General features: G+C 65.6%; 17 protein-coding genes. 10 read left to right on the plus strand and 7 right to left on the minus strand.

The genetic code is table 11. The features are described 5' to 3' along the window. The first annotated feature begins 102 nt into the window (after nt 1-102). The 3 genes from ACXAD2_RS17000 to ACXAD2_RS17010 all read left to right on the plus strand — a co-directional run bounded on the left by ACXAD2_RS17000 (nt 103) and on the right by ACXAD2_RS17010 (nt 3281). Nucleotides 103-1575, plus strand: coding sequence for a leucyl aminopeptidase (locus ACXAD2_RS17000; protein ID WP_475172138.1), 1473 nt, complete (start codon nt 103-105; stop codon nt 1573-1575). 67 nt (nt 1576-1642) lie between these two features. Next, nucleotides 1643-2101, plus strand: a complete 459-nt coding sequence (locus ACXAD2_RS17005; RefSeq protein WP_475172140.1) for a DNA polymerase III subunit chi — start codon at nt 1643-1645, stop codon at nt 2099-2101. A 520-nt stretch (nt 2102-2621) separates the two neighbouring features. Continuing rightward, on the plus strand, nt 2622-3281 hold the full coding sequence (locus ACXAD2_RS17010; RefSeq protein ID WP_475172142.1) for a Crp/Fnr family transcriptional regulator: 660 nt from the start codon (nt 2622-2624) through the stop codon (nt 3279-3281). A 3-nt stretch (nt 3282-3284) separates the two neighbouring features. Here ACXAD2_RS17010 and ACXAD2_RS17015 read toward each other — a convergent pair whose 3' ends face one another. The 3 genes from ACXAD2_RS17015 to ACXAD2_RS17025 all read right to left on the minus strand — a co-directional run bounded on the left by ACXAD2_RS17015 (nt 3285) and on the right by ACXAD2_RS17025 (nt 6505). Beyond that, complete coding sequence (locus ACXAD2_RS17015) at nt 3285-3869, minus strand: retropepsin-like aspartic protease family protein (RefSeq protein WP_475172144.1); 585 nt, start codon at nt 3867-3869, stop codon at nt 3285-3287. An 88-nt stretch (nt 3870-3957) separates the two neighbouring features. Continuing rightward, on the minus strand, nt 3958-4581 hold the full coding sequence (locus ACXAD2_RS17020) for a MarC family protein (protein WP_475172145.1): 624 nt from the start codon (nt 4579-4581) through the stop codon (nt 3958-3960). Nucleotides 4582-4630: 49 nt separating this feature from the next. Beyond that, nucleotides 4631-6505 carry an ABC-F family ATP-binding cassette domain-containing protein gene (locus ACXAD2_RS17025; protein WP_475172147.1) on the minus strand — a complete coding sequence of 625 codons (1875 nt, stop codon included), beginning with the start codon at nt 6503-6505 and terminating at the stop codon, nt 4631-4633. A gap of 324 nt (nt 6506-6829) precedes the next feature. Between ACXAD2_RS17025 and ndk the strand changes: the two genes are divergently transcribed. Then, nucleotides 6830-7252, plus strand: coding sequence for a nucleoside-diphosphate kinase (gene ndk / locus ACXAD2_RS17030; RefSeq protein WP_066106256.1), 423 nt, complete (start codon nt 6830-6832; stop codon nt 7250-7252). A gap of 102 nt (nt 7253-7354) precedes the next feature. Here the strand turns inward: ndk and ACXAD2_RS17035 are convergent, their stop codons facing one another. The 4 genes from ACXAD2_RS17035 to ACXAD2_RS17050 all read right to left on the minus strand — a co-directional run bounded on the left by ACXAD2_RS17035 (nt 7355) and on the right by ACXAD2_RS17050 (nt 9629). Further along, the gene (locus tag ACXAD2_RS17035) at nt 7355-7756 is read right to left on the minus strand and encodes a DUF4112 domain-containing protein (RefSeq protein ID WP_475172149.1); all 402 of its coding nucleotides are present in this window, start codon (nt 7754-7756) and stop codon (nt 7355-7357) included. Between the two features lie 18 nt (nt 7757-7774). Then, the gene (locus ACXAD2_RS17040; RefSeq protein ID WP_066106261.1) at nt 7775-7954 is read right to left on the minus strand and encodes a YqaE/Pmp3 family membrane protein; all 180 of its coding nucleotides are present in this window, start codon (nt 7952-7954) and stop codon (nt 7775-7777) included. A gap of 121 nt (nt 7955-8075) precedes the next feature. Beyond that, nucleotides 8076-8423, minus strand: a complete 348-nt coding sequence (locus ACXAD2_RS17045) for a TfoX/Sxy family protein (protein WP_475172151.1) — start codon at nt 8421-8423, stop codon at nt 8076-8078. An 18-nt stretch (nt 8424-8441) separates the two neighbouring features. After that, entirely contained in the window at nt 8442-9629 is a 1188-nt protein-coding gene (locus ACXAD2_RS17050; RefSeq protein WP_475172153.1) for a pyridoxal phosphate-dependent aminotransferase, read from the minus strand. Between the two features lie 322 nt (nt 9630-9951). On the opposite strand from ACXAD2_RS17050, the gene ACXAD2_RS17055 reads away from it, so the two are divergent. From ACXAD2_RS17055 to ACXAD2_RS17080, 6 genes are all read left to right on the plus strand, one after another. Continuing rightward, complete coding sequence (locus ACXAD2_RS17055; protein ID WP_066106268.1) at nt 9952-10293, plus strand: hypothetical protein; 342 nt, start codon at nt 9952-9954, stop codon at nt 10291-10293. Further along, nucleotides 10229-11575 carry a DNA-packaging protein gene (locus ACXAD2_RS17060; protein WP_475172155.1) on the plus strand — a complete coding sequence of 449 codons (1347 nt, stop codon included), beginning with the start codon at nt 10229-10231 and terminating at the stop codon, nt 11573-11575. Before ACXAD2_RS17055 ends, ACXAD2_RS17060 begins: the two co-directional genes overlap by 65 nt. A gap of 312 nt (nt 11576-11887) precedes the next feature. After that, nucleotides 11888-12946, plus strand: a complete 1059-nt coding sequence (locus tag ACXAD2_RS17065; protein WP_475174925.1) for an ABC transporter substrate-binding protein — start codon at nt 11888-11890, stop codon at nt 12944-12946. Between the two features lie 123 nt (nt 12947-13069). After that, nucleotides 13070-13951, plus strand: a complete 882-nt coding sequence (locus ACXAD2_RS17070) for an ABC transporter permease (RefSeq protein ID WP_066106274.1) — start codon at nt 13070-13072, stop codon at nt 13949-13951. Then, nucleotides 13948-14730 (plus strand): ABC transporter permease, encoded by a 783-nt coding sequence (locus ACXAD2_RS17075; RefSeq protein ID WP_475172157.1) that lies wholly within the window; start codon nt 13948-13950, stop codon nt 14728-14730. The genes ACXAD2_RS17070 and ACXAD2_RS17075 overlap by 4 nt, the downstream gene beginning before the upstream one ends. Then, nucleotides 14727-15773, plus strand: a complete 1047-nt coding sequence (locus tag ACXAD2_RS17080; protein WP_475172159.1) for an ABC transporter ATP-binding protein — start codon at nt 14727-14729, stop codon at nt 15771-15773. The genes ACXAD2_RS17075 and ACXAD2_RS17080 overlap by 4 nt, the downstream gene beginning before the upstream one ends. Nucleotides 15774-15873 lie beyond the last annotated feature (100 nt).

Consider the following 15873-nt stretch of genomic DNA (forward strand, 5'->3'; position numbering starts at 1 on the left):
CGATCGGTCATCGTCGGAAAAGGTGCCTCTGGTCAAGCCGATTGCGGCGAACTAGGACTTGGAGACAAACACAAACACGACAGACAACGGGAAGGACGGCGGATGAGCGAGCTGCGCGGTTTCGAATTTTCGGCGGTGGAACTGGATGGGCTGGCCGAGCGGGAAGGGCGCTTGGCGTTGCTGATCAACGCCGAGGGCCGGATGAGTCCCGGTGCCCGGCGCCTCAACCGTCTGTCCAAGGGCGCTGTGGCGCGGCTGCTGGAGTCGGACCGTTGGGAAAAGGCGAAAGCGGGTGAGGTGATCACTCTGGCGTTTCCGACCGGCCTCGCCGCCGAGGCGCTGGATGTCGTGAAACTCGAGCGCCGTCCGAGCGTTGCCGAGGCGCGCAAGGCCGGCGCCGCGCTGGCGAAAACCGCCGGAACGGCGGCGCTGACCATCGTCGGGGAAAGCACCGCGCGGCTGCCGCATCTGGCACTGGCACTGGCGCTGCGCGGCCACGCGGTGGTCAATCACAAGTCCGAGAGCGCCGAGACCCCGGCGAACGCAACCATCCTGTGCTCGAAGCCAGAGCAGACCGAAACCGCCGCGACCTCGCTCTTGGCGGTGGCCGAAGGTGTCGCCTTTACCCGCGATCTGGTGAGCGAGCCCGCCAACGTGCTGACCACCGAGGAATTTGCCGCCCGTCTCGAGGCGCTGACCGCGCTTGGCGTCGAGGTCGAGATGCTGGACGAGGCGCGTATGGCCGAACTGGGCATGAACGCGCTGCTGGCCGTGGGGCAGGGATCTGCCGCGCCGTCGAAGATGGTGGTGATGCGCTGGAAAGGCGCCGAGGGCGATCCGCTGGCGCTGGTCGGCAAGGGCGTGGTCTTTGACACCGGCGGCATCTCGCTGAAGCCGGGGCCGGGCATGGAAGACATGACCATGGACATGGGCGGCGCGGGCACGGTTGCGGGCGTGATGAAGGCGCTGGCGCTGCGCAAGGCGCCCGCGCATGTGGTGGGTCTTGTGGGGCTGGTCGAGAACATGCCCTCGGGCACTGCCATGCGGCCCGGCGATATCGTGAAATCCATGAAGGGCGACACGATCGAGATCCTCAACACCGACGCCGAGGGCCGCCTCGTGCTGTGCGATGTGCTGTGGTACGCGCAAGAGCATGTGAAGCCCGCCGCGATGGTCGATCTGGCCACGCTCACCGGCGCCTGCATCGTTGCGCTGGGGCATGAGAACGCCGCCGTCTACGCCAATGAAGACGATTTCGCCCGCGACTTCCTCAAGGCCGCCGAGACCGAGGGCGAGGGCGCGTGGCGGATGCCGCTGGGCCAAGCCTATGACGACATGTTGAAATCTCCGCTGGCGGACATGAAGAACATCGGCGGGCGTCCCGCCGGGTCGATCACCGCGGCGCAATTCCTCAAACGCTTCGTGCGCGACGATGTGCCGTGGATCCATCTCGACATCGCCGGGGTCGCCAAGGTCAAATCGCCGACCCTGCTTGCGCCCGCCGGGGCCACCGGCTGGGGCGTGCTGTCGCTCGACCGGCTTGTGCGCGAGCGTTTCGAAAAGACCGAGGGCTGAGAGCATGGGCGCTGCCGCGCTGCGCTCGCGCAAGTCCCTTCCACACGCCGATCACGGAGCCTGAGCCATGGGCGTTGCGATGTTCTATCACCTCACCCAGAGGCCGCTGGAGGAGACGCTGCCGATGCTGCTGGAGAAATCTCTGGCGGCAGGCTGGCGGGTGGCGGTGCGCGGCGTCGATCCGGGGCGGCTCGACTGGCTGGACGAGCGGCTGTGGCTTGGGCCCGAGGAAGGTTTTCTGCCGCATGGCAGGGCCGGGGGCGCCCATGATGCGCAGCAGCCGATCCTGCTGACCGAGCGCGCCGATCTGCCCAATGGCGCAAGCTGCCTGATGTCGGTGGATGGCGCCGAGGTCTCTGCCGAAGAGGTCGCGCAGATGGAACGTGTCTGCATCCTTTTCGACGGTATGGACGAGCGCGCGCTGACGCAGGCCCGCGGGCAGTGGCGCGCGCTGACCGGCGCGGGCTGCACGGCGCAATATTGGTCAGAAGAGTCGGGGCGTTGGGAGAAAAAGGCCAAATCCTGAGCGGCACCTCCTGCGCCACCTCCTGCGATACTGGCGAATCCGCGGGCATGTTTTTCCGCCTGCGTGTCCGCGGATTTGAGCATTCCCGCGTAGCGCGAATAAATGCTTGCATAATTGCAACAGCATATAAAGATTATAAAAATTATAACTTTTCCGCGGAATTTCGATCAGAAATGTCACCTCGCTTACACTGAGGTGGCGGAAAATTTCCTACAAGATGTTCACACCGCTTGGCGCGCGACTCGTGCGTTGCGGCGGTGTCTTGCGCGGGTTTACCCGCAAGAGGGTGAGGGTATACGAGTAACGGCTGTTTCAATTCCGGTCTTGGTCGATTTGGGCGCATCGGGTAAATTCCCGAAAGCTCGAAGCGCAGAGCGGGTTGAAACGGCCATTTACCCATTTCATTTTATAAAGATGACTGCCTTGATGAACGACGTTTGTAATAAGTTGCGACTTCCCGCACATGAGATGCGTGTTTTGTTCTTGCACAAGTTGTCAATCCGGGTATCGGACTGATCTCATGACATCTTTGATCGATCATCAGGCGCTGCTTGGCTGTCCGCTCCTCGAAGGGCTGACGGTTGCGCAGAAAGAGGCCTTCCTCGCCGATTGTACCGTACATCGCTTTGATGCGCCGACGGATATCCTGCAACAAGGCGAGCCGACCCCGGTGTTCTACCTGATCGGCCGCGGCCGGGTCGAGGTGATCTATCTCGACAAGCAGGGCAATGCCGCCGTGGTGCATGTGGCCGATCCCGGTGAAGTGCTGGGCGAGGTCGAAGGTCTGTCGGGCACGCGCTGCGCCTCGACCTGCCGGACGCTGCCGGATGCCATCGTGCTGTCGGCCACCGACGAGCTTTTGTTCCGGCACATGCCGCCGCGGCTGATCGTGCGCAATACCGCCGCGATCCTGCAAAGCCGCCTGACGCGGGACAACGAGCTGCGGGCCATTGCGCAGTTCTTCTCGGTCGAAGAGCGGCTGTGCATCTACCTGCACCAGTTCACCACCGACGAGCATCGTGAGGCGCGGCTGAGTCAATCCTACCTTGCCGCCATGGTGGGGTGCTCGCGACAGACCATCAACAAGCTGCTGGGCGATCTGCGCCGAGAGGGGATCATCGAGCTGCGGCGCGGTGCGATCCTTGTGCTGGACCGCGAGCGGCTAAAGATCGACGTCTGAGCCTCAGCCCCGCTGCAGCACCATCTTTCCGCCCGCAATCTCGAGCCGGTCGAAGCGCTGCAGATAGCTCATCCCAAGCAGGGAATTGTCCATCTCGCCGCCGTTGACATAGGCGGGCAGGTCGCTGTCCTCGAACCGTCCGAGCGTGACCTTTTCAAGCCTCACCGGCGCGGTCTCGACAGAGCCGTTGGCGGTGCGCGCGCGCGAATGGAAGATCAGCGCATCGGGATCCAGCCCGGCACGCTCGGCATCGCGGCGGGTCAGCACCACGCCGCTGGCGCCGGTGTCGACCACAAAGCGCACGGGCACGTCGTTGATCTGCAGGGTCAGGTAATAATGCCCGTCGGGAGCGCGCGGCAATTCGATCCGCCCGGTCTCGGCAAAGACCGACTGCTGCGGCAGGACCGTCTGGCGGATGTCTCCCCAAAGGCCGATGGCCGCCAGGACCGCGACAAAGATCAGGCCCCAGGCCGCCAATTGCTGCAATTTCTGACCGATGCGGCCCCGGTGCTGCACGAACATCCAGATCACCAGCGCCGTCAGCAACAGCCCCAGATAGCCCAGACGTCCGATCTCATAGCCCGACACGGCGCGCTCCTTCTGCCATTTGGCTAATGTAAGGGGTCTTGTGCCAGCTTACGAGTTCCGCGTGAGGCGCCGCCTCGCGGGCAGGAGCCTAGAACACGCCGGACCAGTCGATGCCGCGGATGCCGTCGATGACAAACTGCACCGAAAGCGCCGCCAGCAGCATGCCGAAAAGCCGGGTGATCACCACGATGCCCACATGGCCAAGCGCGCGCTCCATCGGGCCCGCCACAAGGAAACAGCCCAGCACCATCAGCAGCACGATGCCCAGAACGCCCAGCACCATGGCGGTCTCCAGCGGACCATGCGACTGGCCCATCAGCAGGATGATCGAGGCGATCGCCCCGGGACCGGCGATCAGCGGGATGGCGATGGGAAACACCGAAGGGTCGGGCATCACCTCATCCTCGACCTTGTCCTCGCGGCGCTTGGTGCGCCGCTCGAACAGCATGTCGAGAGCGGTCAGGAACAGCAGCAGCCCGCCCGAGATGCGGAAGGCGGGCATGGAGATGCCGATGAAGCCCAGCACCGCCTCGCCGAAGAAGGCAAAGAGCATCAGGATCACCAGCGCGGTGATACAGGCGCGAATGCCCACAGCCCGGCGATGCGCGCTGTCCGCCCCCTGGGTCAGCGCGATGAACACCGGGGTCAACCCGATCGGGTCGATCACCACGAAAAGCGTGGCGAAGGCGCTGATGAGAAAGGCCATGTCCATGACTAAGGGCTAGGGGCTCGACGCCCGCCTGTCCAGAAAAACGAAGGGCTCAGCTGGCCTGAGCGGTCTCCAGCTTCTCCATCGCCGCCTCCCACAGCGCCTCGGCGCGGTGCAGCCCGTCCATGACTTCCGCATATTTGCGGTTCCATGTCTCCAGCTCACCCGCCCGGCCATCTTCATAGAGCGCGGGATCGGCCAGCTTCTTGGCCAGCTTCTCACGCATCTCTTCGATCTTGCCGACCCGTTCCTCGCATTTGCGCGCCTCCGAGCGCAGCGCCTGCATCTCGTCGCGGCTCGGGCGCTTGGGCTTGGCGGCGGCGGCCTTTTCGGCAGCCTTTGCCGCCTTGCCGGGTTTTTCGGGCTTGTCCTGCGTCAGCAGCAGCTTGCGATAGGCCTCAAGGTCTTCCTCATAGGGCGTCACCGTGCCGTCCTTGACCAGCCACAGCCGGTCGGCGACCAGCCCCAGCAGGTGCATGTCGTGCGACACGAGGATCACCGCGCCGGAATAGGCGGTCAGCGCCTCGACCAGCGCCTCGCGGCTTTCGATGTCGAGGTGGTTGGTCGGCTCGTCGAGGATCAGCATATGCGGCGCATCGAGCGTCGCCAGCAGCAGCGACAGACGCGCCTTCTGCCCGCCCGAGAGGCGGCCGACTTCCGTCTCCGCCTGATCCGCGCCAAGCCCGAAGCCCGCCAGTTGCGCACGCAGCTTCGGCGGCGCGGTCTCGGGGCGCTCGCGCTGCAGGTGCTGCAGCGGGGTCTCGTCGAGATGCAGCTCGTCCACCTGATGCTGGGCGAAATAGCCGATGCGCAGTTTCGAGCTCGACGTCATCTTGCCGCCCATCAGCTCCAGCCGCCCGGCAAAGAGCTTCGACAGCGTCGACTTGCCCTGACCGTTGCGGCCCAGCAGCGCGATGCGGTCGTCCTGATCGATGCGCAGCGACAGCTTGCGCAGCACGACGGTCTCGCCATAGCCGGTGGAGGCATCCTCCAGCGCCAGGATGGGCGGCGACAGCTCGTCGGGCTGCGGGAAGGTGAAGACGCGCTTGGCCACATCCTCGGGGGCGGTGATCCGCTCCATCTTTTCCAGCATCTTCACCCGTGCCTGCGCCTGCCGGGCCTTGGAGGCCTTGGCGCGGAAACGGTCGACGAATTTCTGCAGGTGGGCGCGGCGATCGTCCTGCTTCTTGGCCATGGCGGCCTGCACCGCACGGCGCTCGGCGCGGGTGCGGGCGAACGTGTCGTAATTGCCCTGATAGAGCACCAGCTTGCGGTCCTCGAGATGCAGGATCGCACCGACGGCCCGGTTCAGCAGCCCGCGGTCGTGGCTGATCACGATCACCGTATGCGGGTAGCTCTGCAGGTAGCTCTCGAGCCAGAGCGCGCCTTCGAGGTCGAGGTAGTTGGTTGGCTCGTCGAGCAGCAGCAGGTCGGGCTCGGCAAAGAGCACCCCCGCCAGCGCCACGCGCATCCGCCAGCCGCCCGAGAAATCCGAGCAGGGGCGCTGCTGCGCCGCCTCGTCGAACCCGAGGCCCTTGAGGATGGTGGCGGCGCGCGCCTCGGCAGACCACGCATCGATATCCGCCAGCCGCGTCTGCACCTCGGCGATGCGATGCGCGTCGGTGGCGGTCTCGGCCTCGGCCATCAGCGCCGCGCGCTCGAGATCGCAGGCCAGAACCGTCTCGATCAGCGAGACATCCGAGGCCGGCGCCTCCTGCGCAACGCCGCCGATCTTGGCGCGGGCGGGCAGCTCAAGTTCGCCGCCGTCCAGCGTCAGCTCGCCGCGGATCAGGCGGAAGAGCGTGGTCTTGCCAGCGCCATTGGGGCCGACGAGGCCGACCTTATGGCCGGCGGGAATCACGGCAGAGGCTTCCTCGAGCAGAGGGCGGCCTTCGACGGAATAGGAGATGTCTCGAATACTCAGCATGAGGCTGCCCATAGCAGAGGCCGCGGGCGGGCAACATCCCCCTTTGCACGCATAGCGCCTTTGCCCGGGCGCGCCTCCCGGCGGCCATGTCGCGCCGTGCGTATTTTCAAAGAGAAGAAGAGCAAGGCGGGTCCGCTTCTTCTCTTTACAAATACGCCGGGGTGAATTGGCCGCAGGCCAAGAGGGGCAGCGCCCCTTTTTTGCCTATCAATGAGGCATCGGCGGCCAGCAGGGTCTTCCCAATCCATCAACCCCATGGTAACGCCCTGCGCAGAGAATACTGGCCGGGCCGTCGCCCGGCCTTGCGATATTGGAGAGACCAAAATGGCCGTCGAACGCACCCTGTCGATCATCAAGCCCGACGCAACCCGCCGCAACCTGACCGGCAAGATCAACGCCAAGTTCGAAGAAGCTGGCCTGCGCATCGTCGCGCAGAAGCGCATCCAGCTGACCCCGGCGCAGGCCGGCGAGTTCTACAAGGTCCACGCCGAGCGTCCGTTCTACGGCGAGCTGTGCGAATTCATGGCCTCCGAGCCGGTCGTCGTGCAGGTGCTGGAAGGTGAAGGCGCAATCGCCAAGAACCGCGAAGTGATGGGCGCCACCAACCCGGCAGACGCCGCAGAGGGCACCATCCGCGCAGAGTTCGCCGAGTCGGTCGGCGAGAACTCGGTGCACGGTTCGGACGCGCCGGAAACCGCCGCGGAAGAGATCGCCTACTTCTTCTCGGGCCTCGAGCTCGTCGGCTGAGCCATTTCGCTCACCCCGGTCGTGAGACCGAGAGATACGAAAGGGCGCCCCACGGGGCGCCCTTTTGCGTTTGGCAGGTTCGTTTGGCGGGGCGGTGCCGCGTCAGGCCGCCGCAGAGCGGATCGGCCTTGCGGGGCCGCTGCCCGCTGCCGCCGCGCGGCTCTGCGCCCAGTCGCGCAGCAGCATGGCGTTGCGGGTGTTGGCGCGGTAGCCGATATCGAAAATATCGCCCACCAGCGGCAGCAGACCGATGATCCAGTCGACCGCGATATTGCCGCCCATCTGCGCCAGCAGCGGCGCGGGCGCGCCCATGTCGCGGGCCTCTTTCACGATCCAGACCGCCGGGGCGAGGGCGAGCGTGTCACCCACGCCGGGCACGAGGCCCAGCACCGCGTCCCAGCCGAAGCGGATCGGTGTGAAAGGGATGCGGTAGGCCCGGTCCATGCGCCGCGCCCAGCGATCGATGCGGTCGAGCCGTGCGAGATCAGACTGTGAAATGCTCATGGCTGGGCCCTTCCGCGCTTATACGCTCTGCTGCTTGGGGCCGGTGCGCGCGATGATCCAGATGGCGTGCACGATGCCCGGGATATAGCCGAGGATGGTCAGCAGGATGTTGATCCAGAAGTGCTTGCCCAGGCCCACCTGCAGAAAGACGCCGAGGGGGGGAAGAATGATCGAGAGGATGATGCGGATCAGGTCCATGTCAGTCTCCGTTGCGGTTGTGTTCGTCGTTGCAGGGCCAACACGCAAACTCGGGGGCTGGTTCCTTGAGGGGCGGGAGAATGCGCCCCAAGGCATTGAAATAGATTTGAAATAATGTGCTTTAGCGGGTCTTCTTGCCGGGGTCCACGACGCCGATCTCGTCAAGGATCGCCTCGATCCCGGACAGCGGGGCTTGGGCGGTGTGCTCTGCGACCAGCGCGTCGAACCGCTGGCGCAGGGCCTCTTTCTCCTTGCCGCGGCAATCGTTCCACGGGCGCCCCTGCAGCGCCATATGCAGCACGTAATAGCCGATGAAATGCGGCTTGGTGCCTTGGGCGAGCAGCCGCCCGTAAGCGGCATCCGCGCCGATCTCGCGCAGGGTTTCGGCGTCGGGAATGCCCGCGTTTATGCAGGCACCCTCCATCGCGGGCCCAAGGTTGCGGATGCTCGAGATCGGTGTGCCGGACATGCGCTAGCCTGCCACGGCTCAGGCGGCCTTGGCGAGACCGGCGGCGAAACCGGCCAGCGTCGAGAGCGCCTCGGAGAACTGCGCGTCGGGCAGGGTGAGCGCGACGCGGATGAAGCCCGCTGCCGAGGGGCCGAAGCTCTCGCCCGGCATGACTGCAATGCGGTGCGCGTCGAGCAGAGCGTCGGCGAAAGCGATGCCGGAAAGGCCGGTCGCGCGGACGTCGAGGAAGAGATACATGGCGCCGCCCGAGGGCACGAGGCCAACGGTGTTCTGCGCAGCGAGAATGCCCTGCGCCAGCGCGCGGCGGCGGCGGAACGGCTCGGCGACGCGCGGCTCCAGCGTGGCATCTGCGGTGAGCGCATAAAGCGCGGCGTCCTGAATGTAGCCGGGCACGCCGTAGGTGGTGTTGGTGGCCAGATCGATCAGCGCTTCGATCGCCGCTTCGGGCGCGATCAGCCAGCCGATGCGGCTGCCGGTCATCGCGTGGCTTTTCGACAGCGAGCCGATCACCATGGTGCGCTCGGCCATGCCGGGCAGGGCGCGGGGGCTGAGGTGGGCGCCCTCCCAGATCTGCGTGTCGTAGACCTCGTCGGAGATCACCCAGAGGTCCTGCTCTTGCGCCACATCGGCGATGCCGCTCAGCGTTTCGCGGGGGTAGACCGCGCCGGTGGGGTTGTTGGGCGTGTTGATCAGCAGCGAGCTTGCGCCGCTGGCGACGGCGCTGCGGCGCAGGTCGGCGGGATCGGGAAAGAAGCTGCGTTCGGGGCGGGTCTGCACGCTGTGGGGGATCGCCCCGGCGGCGCGGATGGTGCCGGGGTAGGTGACGTAATGCGGCTCGACCATCAGCGCGGCGCCGCCCGGAGTGCAGGCCGCCATATGCGCGGCGAAAAGCGCCGATTGGCCACCGGGGGTGACCAGCACGTTCGCGCGCGTGGTGGGCACGCCGCTGCGTTCGGTGACCCGCGCGGCGATGGCATCGCGCAGCGCAGGCGTGCCGGGAACCACCGCATAGCCGGTGTGCCCGGCGCTGGCGGCGCGGTGCATTTCGGCAAGGATCGCGGGATCGGTCTTTGTGTCGGGCTCGCCAATGGTCAGTTCGGTGACCGGCTGCCCCGCGGCGACCAGCGCGCGGGCCTTGTAGAAAATCTCCCAGCCATCGCCGCCCCCGGCGTTGAGAGAGGTGATGCGGCTGGAAAGGGTCGGCATGGCGCGGCTCCGGACTGTGCTATGGGTGACTTTGTGCCAGAGCCTCCGGGGGGCGGCAAGAGCGTAGGGTGCGCGTTGGATCGGGCGCTGCGGTGGTCTATTATTATCAATCATTAACAGTGGTTTAGATATGCTCCGCGCGGCCCGGTAACTTGACTTGGCGTGCGCTGCCGCGTAGCGTTTCAGACATGCTGGACGAATTGAGCAGGCGGCCCCGGGGGTAACCCCGGTGGCCGTTTTTTCGTTTGGCGGGCCTGCATCCAAAAAAACCCAAAGCAGGCCGAGCAGAGGCACTTTTCACAGGCAAGAAAGGTATCGAGCCATGGTTCTCATCCATCTCGACGAGGAACTGACCCGTCTCGAAGAAGAGCGGGAGATGATCGCCGACATGCTGCGGCATCTGGGCGCCGACATGCGGCGTCTGCGCGGGCAGTACGAGGAAAGCGGTACTTTGGACAAACCCGAGACCAGCAAGGCGGTGGCGGATCTGCGCTACTGGCTCAAGGTCGCTCATGAAACGGAGGCACTGATCACCAATGTCAGACGCAAGCAAAAGGGAATTGCAGGAGACTGGGCGCTCGATCTCGAGCGGGCCCGGCTTGAGGTCGGCTGCCGCATGGCTCGCCTCCGCCGGTGCTGCGGTGCAGGAGAGCTTTCTGACTGAACTGACCGAGGGGGAGCGCCTGGCGCTCCCCTTTCTGTTCGAGTTCTGGGCGATGGAGCACCAGTTGCCGCCCGAGGGCGATTGGCGCTCGTGGGTGATTATGGGCGGGCGCGGGGCGGGCAAGACCCGCGCCGGGGCCGAATGGGTGCGCGCCATGGTCGAAGGGCCGCTGCCGCTCTCGCCGGGCCGGTGCAAACGTGTGGCGCTGGTGGGCGAGACGCTGGATCAGGCGCGCGAGGTGATGGTCTTTGGCGACAGCGGCATCCTCGCCTGTTCGCCGCCCGACCGGCGCCCGGACTGGAGCGCCACGCGGCGTTGCCTGACGTGGCCCAATGGCGCCGAGGCGATGGTGTTTTCGGCGCATGATCCCGAGGCTTTGCGCGGCCCGCAGTTCGATGCCGCTTGGGCCGATGAACTGGCGAAATGGCGCAAGGCGCGCGAGACATGGGACATGCTGCAATTCGCGCTGCGGCTCGGCACCCATCCGCGCGCCTGCGTGACCACCACGCCGCGCAATGTGGCGGTGCTCAAGGAGGTGCTGGACCTGCCCAGTACCGTGGTGACCCGCGCGCCGACCGAAGCCAATCGCGCCAATCTTGCGGCGTCTTTCCTTGACGAGGTGCGGGCGCGCTATGGCGCGACGCGGCTGGCGCGGCAGGAGCTGGATGGAGAGATGGTCTCTGACGTGGATGGCACGCTTTGGACGCAGGACATGCTGGAGCGCGCGCGGCTGGCCGAGGTGCCGGGCTGCTTTGACCGGATCGTCGTGGCGGTGGACCCGCCTGCAGGCGACGGGCAGAGCGCGGATGCCTGCGGGATCGTGGTCTGCGGCGTGGTCAGCGACGGACCGCCGCAGGCGTGGCGGGCCTATGTGCTCGAGGATGCCTCGGTGCAGGGAGTGGGGCCGACCGGCTGGGCACAAGCGGCGGTCGAGGCGCTGGAGCGCTGGCAGGGGGACCGCATCGTCGCCGAGGTCAATCAGGGCGGCGCGATGGTCGAGGCGGTGCTGCGGCAGGTGGCGCCAAATGTGCCGCTGCGCAAGGTGACGGCAACCCGAGGCAAGGCGTCCCGTGCCGAGCCGGTGGCGGCGCTCTATGAGCAGGGGCGGATCGGGCACGCGCGGCGGTTCGAAGCGCTCGAAGAGCAGATGGGCCTGATGACCGTTTCGGGCTTTGCCGGTCAGGGCTCGCCGGACCGGGTGGATGCGCTGGTCTGGGCGCTGACCGAACTGGTGACCGGCCCGGCGGAAAGCTGGCGTCGGCCCCGGATGCGGCTTTTGTGACCTGCCGCCGGGGGCATCCGCCTTCTGGCAATTGCCCCCGCGCAGCGGATTTCGACGCGTTTTTCGGCGGTTGGCGGGCGTTTTCGATGCAGGAGTTGGTGATTGCGGCAGTGCAGCGGCCCAGCAGGCTTGCGCGGCGTCAATTTTCACGCAAGTCTCGCGCCGCGGTCTTTGCCACATTTTCGGCTGTCATAAGACCGTCAAGATAAAAACCTACACGCGCGGCACGGCCAATCGGGCCGGGTCCGGATACCGGGGAGAATGATTGTGAAAGCAAATACAAAGATTTGGCTGGCTGGCGTCGCCGCGCTGATGGCCACGACGTCGATGGTACAGGCGCAAGACCTGTCCGAGCTTGAGGCGGCGGCGATCGAAGAAGGCATGCTGACCACCATCGCTCTGCCGCACAGCTGGTGCGGCTATGGCGACGTGATCGCGGGCTTCAAGGCCAAATACCCCGACATCGAGGTCAACGAGCTGAACCCCGACGCGGGCTCGGCGGATGAGCTTGAGGCGGTGCGCGCCAACAAGGGCAACACCGGCCCGCAGGCGCCCGACGTTCTGGACGTGGGCCTGTCGTTCGGCCCGCAGGCCAAGGAAGAAGGCCTGCTGCAGCCCTACAAGGTTTCGACCTGGGACGAGATCCCCGACGCGGTGAAGGATGAGGAAGGCTACTGGTACGGCGACTATTACGGCGTCATGTCGTTCATGGTGAACAAGGACCTGATCGACACCACGCCCGAGGATTGGTCGGACCTGCTGAAGCCGGAATACGCGGGCTCGGTGGCGCTGGCGGGCGATCCGCGCGCCTCGAACCAAGCGATCCTCGCGGTGCTCGCGGCGGGCATGGCCGAGGGCGGTGCCGCTGGCAAGGATGCCGGTGAGAAGGGCCTCGATTTCTTCAAGAAGATGAACGAGGCGGGTAATTTCGTGCCGGTCATCGGCAAGGCGGGCACGCTGGCGCAGGGCGCGACCCCGATCACCATCATGTGGGACTATAACGCTCTGGCGGCCCGCGACACGCTGAACGGCAACCCGCCGGTCGACGTGGTGGTGCCGAAGTCGGGCGTTCTGGCCGGTGTCTATGTGCAGGGCATCTCGGCCCATGCGCCGCATCCGAACGCCGCCAAATTGTGGATGGAGTATCTCTATTCCGACGAGGGCCAGAGCCTGTGGCTCAAGGGCTACTGCCACCCGGCGCGGTTCAACGCGATGGCCGCCGATGGCAAGATCCCGCAGGACCTGCTCGACGCGCTGCCGCCGGCGGAAAGCTATGAGGCCGCCTATTTCCCGTCGCTCGACGAGCAGGCGGGCAACAAAGAAGCGGTCGTCGGTGGCTGGGATGCCGTCGTGGGCGCCAACGTCCAGTAAGACCAAACACTCGGGGGCCCACCGGATGTTCCGGGCGGGCCCCTGTCCCGCCGGCGTGTGTCTAAAAGCAAAGGCACCGGGGCGGGAGTGGCGTTTTCCGTCCTGCCCTTATCCGGACCTTGTGTGACTGACCTGACATCCCCCCCGCCAAAGCGCCGCTGGCGCCCGAGCCTGACGTGGCTGGGCCTGCTGCCCTTCGCGCTGTTCATCGCGCTGTTTCTGGTGATGCCGACGATGAAGATCGTCATCGGTGCCTTCCAGCGTGCCGACGGCTCTTTCACTTTCGAGAATATCGCCGGGCTGTTCACCGCGTCGATCCTGTCGTCCTATTGGATCTCGATCAAGATTTCCGTCGCCTCCTCGGCGATCGGCTGTCTCATCGGCTTTCTGATGGCGGCGGGCATGGTGCTGGGCGGGCTGCCACGCGGCATCCGCTCGCCGCTGATGACCTTCTCTGGCGTCGCCTCGAACTTTGCAGGCGTGCCGCTGGCCTTCGCGTTTCTGGCGACGCTCGGCCCGCTGGGTCTGGTGACCATGTTCCTGCGCACCGAGTTCGGCATCAACCTGCGCGCCATGGGGTTCAACATCCTCAGCTTCTGGGGGCTGACGATCACATACCTCTTTTTCCAGATCCCGCTGATGATCCTGATCATCACCCCGGCGCTGGACGGGCTGAAGCGCGAATGGCGCGAGGCGGCTTCGTGCCTTGGGGCAAGCGGCGCGCAATACTGGCGTATCGTGGCGCTGCCGATCCTCTTTCCGACCATCCTCGGCACCTTCGCGCTGCTCTTTGCCAATGCCTTCGGTGCTGTGGCGACCGCCATCGCGCTGACGGGAAGCTCGCTCAACATCGTGCCGATCATGCTGTTCGCGCAAATTCGCGGTGACGTTCTGGGCAACCCGCATCTGGGCTATGCCATGGCCTTTGGGATGATCCTCGTCACCGGGCTGGCCAACGTCATCTACATCTGGCTGCGCATCCGTTCCGAGAGGTGGCTGAAATGACCAAGGCTGCCTCTTGGGCCATCCTGCTTCTGGGCCTGACTTATTTCATCCTGCCGTTGGTCGGCATGGTCGAGTTCTCGCTGTCCATGCGGCGGGGCGAGTATAGCTTCGACGCTTACGCTGCTGTGCTGGCCGATCCGCAGTTCCGCGAGACCTTTTCCTATTCGGTGGTGATGGCGCTGCTGACCATCGTCTTTGGTATCCTGCTGGTGGTGCCCACCGCCTTTTGGGTGCGGCTGAAGCTGCCGCGTCTGCGCCCGCTGGTCGAGTTCGTCACCCTGCTGCCGCTGGTGATCCCGGCGATCGTCACGGTGTTCGGCTATATCCGGCTTTACAACACCTCGAGCTGGCTGCCGCTGACCGGCACGCTCTTTGGCACCAACCTGCTGCTGATGTTCGGCTACGCCATGCTGTCGCTGCCCTATATGTACCGCGCGGTGGACACTGGGCTGCGCACCATCGACGTCGCCACGCTGACCGAAGCGGCGCAGAGCCTTGGCGCGGGGTGGTTCACCATCATCGCCAAGCTGATCCTGCCCAATGTGCTGGTCGCGGTGCTGTCGGGGTCTTTCGTGACCTTCGCCATCGTCATGGGCGAGTTCACCATGGCGGCGCTGCTCAACCGTCCGGCCTTTGGCCCGTATCTGCAGCTGATGGGCGCCAACAAGGCCTATGAGCCCTTCGCGCTGGCCACCATCGCTTTCATCATCACCTGGGCCTGCATGGGGCTGATCCAGCTGGTCACCAGATTTACCAAACACGACAAGGCGGGCCGATGAGCTTCCTGACGATTTCTCACCTGGAAAAGAGCTTTGGCGCCACCCGCGTCGTGAAGGACTTCAACCTCGATGTGCAGAAGGGCGAGTTCATTTCGCTGCTCGGGCCGTCGGGCTGTGGCAAGACCACGGTGCTGCGCATGGTGGCTGGGTTCGAGAGCCCGAGCGCCGGGAATATCACCATCGAGGGGCGCGAGGTCTCCAGCCTCAAGCCCAACCAGCGCAACATCGGTATGGTGTTTCAGGCCTACGCGCTGTTCCCGAACCTCACCGTGGCGCAGAACGTCGGCTTCGGCCTGCGGGTGAAGGGCGCCCCCGCGCGTGAGATCGCGGCACGGGTCGAGGAGATGCTGTCGCTGATCGGCTTGCCGGAACTGGGCGATCGCTATCCGTTCCAGCTTTCGGGCGGGCAACAGCAGCGTGTGGCGCTGGCGCGGGCCCTGGCTCCCAAGCCGCAGGTGCTGCTGCTCGACGAGCCGCTCTCGGCGCTGGACGCCAAGGTGCGGGTCAGCCTGCGCAACGAGATCCGCAGCATTCAGCGCGAGCTGGGGATCACCACCATCTTTGTCACCCACGATCAGGAAGAGGCGCTGTCGATGTCCGACCGCATCGTGGTGATGCACCAGGGGGTGGCCGAGCAGGTGGGAAGCCCCTTCGAGATCTACAACGCCCCCGCGACCCGCTTTGTGGCGGGCTTCGTGGGAACGCTGAACACGCTCGACGCCAAAGTGCTCGATCCGCAGGTGGGCCGGGTGAAGCTGGGCGAGAACGAGCTGGTGCTGGGACGCGCCGTGCCGCCCGGAGAGGCGACCTTGGGGCTGCGCCCGGAAATGCTGCGGCTTGGCGCGCATCCCGGAGAGACGGCGCTCACCGGCACGATCACCGAGCTTGATTTCCTTGGCTCGGTGATCCGCCTGCGCATCGACCTTGGCGGGCAGCCGCTGGCGGTGGATCTGTTCAACACCACGCGGCAGGCACCGCCGCAGGTGGGTGAGACGGTCTCGCTGGCGCTCAATCCCTCGGACGCGCTGGTGATCGGCGCCTGACGCTTCACCTCGCCCATTGCACCTGCCTTAGAGGGTGTTGCCATGGCGGCGGGCGCTGCCTGCAAGCGTGGTTAACCAACGCTCTCTAGGGTTCTTCTCA

It is taken from the genome of Salipiger sp. ABN3_019 (assembly GCF_056158605.1).